At 64.2% G+C, this 3,016-nt stretch carries 3 protein-coding genes; all 3 read left to right on the top strand.

Annotation, left to right across the window (positions count from 1 at the left end):
• Positions 1-150: 150 nt before the first annotated feature.
• The gene (locus VMD50_RS09630) at positions 151-363 is read left to right on the top strand and encodes a hypothetical protein (protein ID WP_325427180.1); all 213 of its coding nucleotides are present in this window, start codon (positions 151-153) and stop codon (positions 361-363) included.
• A 101-nt stretch (positions 364-464) separates the two neighbouring features.
• Positions 465-1,838: a replication initiator gene (locus VMD50_RS09625; RefSeq protein ID WP_325427178.1), complete on the top strand. Its 1,374-nt coding sequence runs from the start codon at positions 465-467 to the stop codon at positions 1,836-1,838.
• A gap of 288 nt (positions 1,839-2,126) precedes the next feature.
• On the top strand, positions 2,127-3,016 hold an 890-nt coding region (locus VMD50_RS09620), incomplete at its 3' end, for a recombinase family protein (protein WP_325427176.1).

Below are 3,016 nucleotides of genomic sequence, written 5' to 3'. Positions count from 1 at the left end.
CAACCCGCTCGAACCAAGGCACGAGCAATCAGCCAACTCGAAACCCTCGGATACCGGGTCATCCTCGAACCACTCACCCAAACCGCGTAACCCACCATCACCCGGGTCGCCCCTTGTGGTCACCCCAATTTTCGTGTCAGTCAGGTCGCGATGGTGTTGGGTCAGGGCGCCCGCGACCGCGGCGCGCGTTGTGACGAGATTCCCGACAGCCTGCCGGGTATCGGATATGTCGCCGAAGATGGCAGCGCCGAGATGATCCGCGTGCGGGCCTTCGAGGTCACCAACGCCGATATTGACTGGCTTGCCGCGACTTACCGGCCGCGGCGGGTCAACGGCGACGCAGAGTCGGGGCACCGCTCATGAATACCGCAGAGCGGGCGGTCAACGAGGCCAGACGTGCGTTTGATCCGGCGATCCTTGGGGCCGCTTGGCCGCCCGTCGATGGTGACTACCGGGCGTCTCCAGTGACAGCCGAGATTGTTGCTCGTGCCGCCTCGGCGGGCTATCCACAGTGGTGGGCCAAGGTCGGATCGGTCGGATACTGCAGCAAGCCGGTTCACCTTGTCGGCCGCGGCTACGGCAGGACCCGGCTGTCGGTGCTGGCCCGCTGCAAGAACCGCCGCGGCGCGGTGTGCCCGTCATGCTCGGACCTCTACCGCGGCGACACCTGGCACCTGGTGCACGCTGGCGCGGCTGGTGAGTCCGAGCTTGGCGTCCCGACCACTGTTTCGACGCATCCGATGGTGTTCGCCACCCTCACTGCTCCCAGTTTCGGAGCCGTGCACACCTGCCACAAGAATGCGGCCGGTACCGCGCGTCGCTGCCACCCCGACAACACCGGACAACAATGCCGGCATGGTAAACCGTTGAACTGCAACACGATACACAACATCAATGATCCGCTGGTGGGCCAACCACTATGTGCGGACTGCTACGACTACCGCGGACACGTTGAATTCTCCTGGCACGCACCCGCATTGTGGCACCGATTCACCATCGCGCTGCGCCGGCAGCTGGCCCGGCGCCTACGCGAGCTCGACACAGACCCCAATTCGGTGCGGCTGTCCTATGTCAAAGTCGCCGAATTGCAGGCCCGCGCCATCCCACACTTTCACGCCCTGATCCGCCTCGACGACGCCACCAGCCCCACCGACGCGCCCGCCCCACCGTTGGCCGGCGTCGACGCCGGTGAGCTGGTCGGGCTGATCGTGCAGGCCGCCGCCACCGTCCGCTTGCGCATCGAGACGCCCGCCGGCACGGACGTGGTGCGGTTCGGCACCCAGATCGACGCCCAACCCGTCACCAACCGCGTCGGCGAGACTGACGACCGCGACGGCATTGCGGGCCGGCGGGTGGCGGGCTACCTGGCGAAATACGTCACCAAATCCGTCGCCGACTTCGGTCTCGGCACTCATCGCATCTCCCCGCATGTCATTGGCACCCTGCCGGTCTCCGAGCATGTGCGACGCATCTTGCACACCATCGCCGAGCTGGCCCGCCGACCCGGCCGGGCGATCATGCTGACCTGGCTGCATTGCCTGGGATTTCGCGGGCACATCACCACCAAAACCCGGCGCTACTCCACCACCCTGCAGGCCCTACGCGCACGGCGCTTCCGTTGGCAGATGATGCGCAACCACCTGCCGGCCGAACTCGACCAACTGGCTCACATCAAAGCCGACGACGATGAACCCGTCCTATGGGAGTTTCGCGGCTGTGGGCACGCCACCACGGGGGAGCGGCTGCTCGTACTCACCGCCGCCCTCCGCGCTCGCCAGCGTCGCCAGGCCGCACGCGATGCGCTCACCGACACCCCACCGCCGGAGGCCAGCCCATGACCGGACACCAAGACGCGCGGCGAGCGAGAGATCTGTGCTGTGAATGACAAATCCAGCGCCGACAGGAGACGGTCGGTTGAGAACGGAGAAACGGGAAGTCGCGATGTCAACGTCAATGCTGGCGCAGACCGGACCCAGCCTCCACCTGGCGGACGCGAGAATTTCGGCACCGTTCGTTGCCCCTATGCACCGCCAGCACTTAATCCTGCTGCGGCCCAGGTTCTCCTACGAATCCTTCGAGAGGCAGCGATTCAGCGCCCGGTTGCGGCGTGAGGGAAGATAGACAGCGTGCCGGACGAGGTCGACGAGTGGGCAGCGCTAGACGAAGTATTAGGGGTTGAATCAATCGATCTTCCGGAGAACAGCCTGGGACCGCTGGCGTTCTACGGCCGATGCTCGACAGAGGACAACCAGGATCCCGAAACGTCCTTAGGGTGGCAGCTCGGCAACGCCAGCAAGTTTGTCGAGCCGCTGGGCGGCGTGGTGGTTGCCGAGTACTTCGACGTGGGCCAGTCTCGCTCGGTCCCCTGGGACCGGCCGGACGATGCCCGTCGATTGTTGAGTGATCTCAAAGATCCGAACCGAGGCTGGGATGGGGTTGTTGTAGGCGAGGGAACACGGTGCTGGTTCGGAAACCAGTTCTCCCTGGTTGCTCCGCGTTTCGCAAACTACGGTGTGCAGCTCTGGATTCCGGAACTCGGCGGTAGGTTCGATTCCAAGAATCCGTCACACAAGATGCTAATGAGCGTCCTTGGCGGGAAGAGCGAATCGGAACGGCAACATATTCAGGCTCGTGTCCGTGCGGCGATGGATGCACAGGTTCTAAACGAGGGCCGACATCAGGGCGGCCGAGCACCTTTCGGTTACATGGTTGTAGACGGTGGGTGCCATCCGAATCCGCGAAAGTCCGCCGAGGGGTATCGATTACGGGTACTCGCAATCGATGAGGAAGCAGCAGATGTCGTGCGTCGGATATTCGCCGATTACCTCGACGGCAAAGGCGATCGGGCGATCGCCGAAGGGCTGAACCGTGATGGTGTTCCTTGTCCTTCTGCGCGTCGGCCGGACCAGAATCGTCACCGGCTCGCGGACGGATGGCAAGGCAGCACGGTTGGCGCGATCTTGCAGAACCCGAAGTACACGGGCTACGCAATCTTCGGTCGCTGGACCAAGACCGA

Origin of the sequence: Mycobacterium sp. (assembly GCF_035506235.1) — a bacterium.
Lineage (GTDB): Bacteria > Actinomycetota > Actinomycetes > Mycobacteriales > Mycobacteriaceae > Mycobacterium.
The sequence above is the reverse complement of the archived record's forward strand: the minus strand, read 5'-3'. Positions and strand labels throughout refer to the sequence as shown.

What these genes read in the sequence shown, in the direction of transcription:
- VMD50_RS09630 (WP_325427180.1), top strand. Translation starts at nt 151, where the DNA reads ATGGTGTTGGGTCAGGGCGCCCGCGACCGCGGCGCGCGTTGTGACGAG.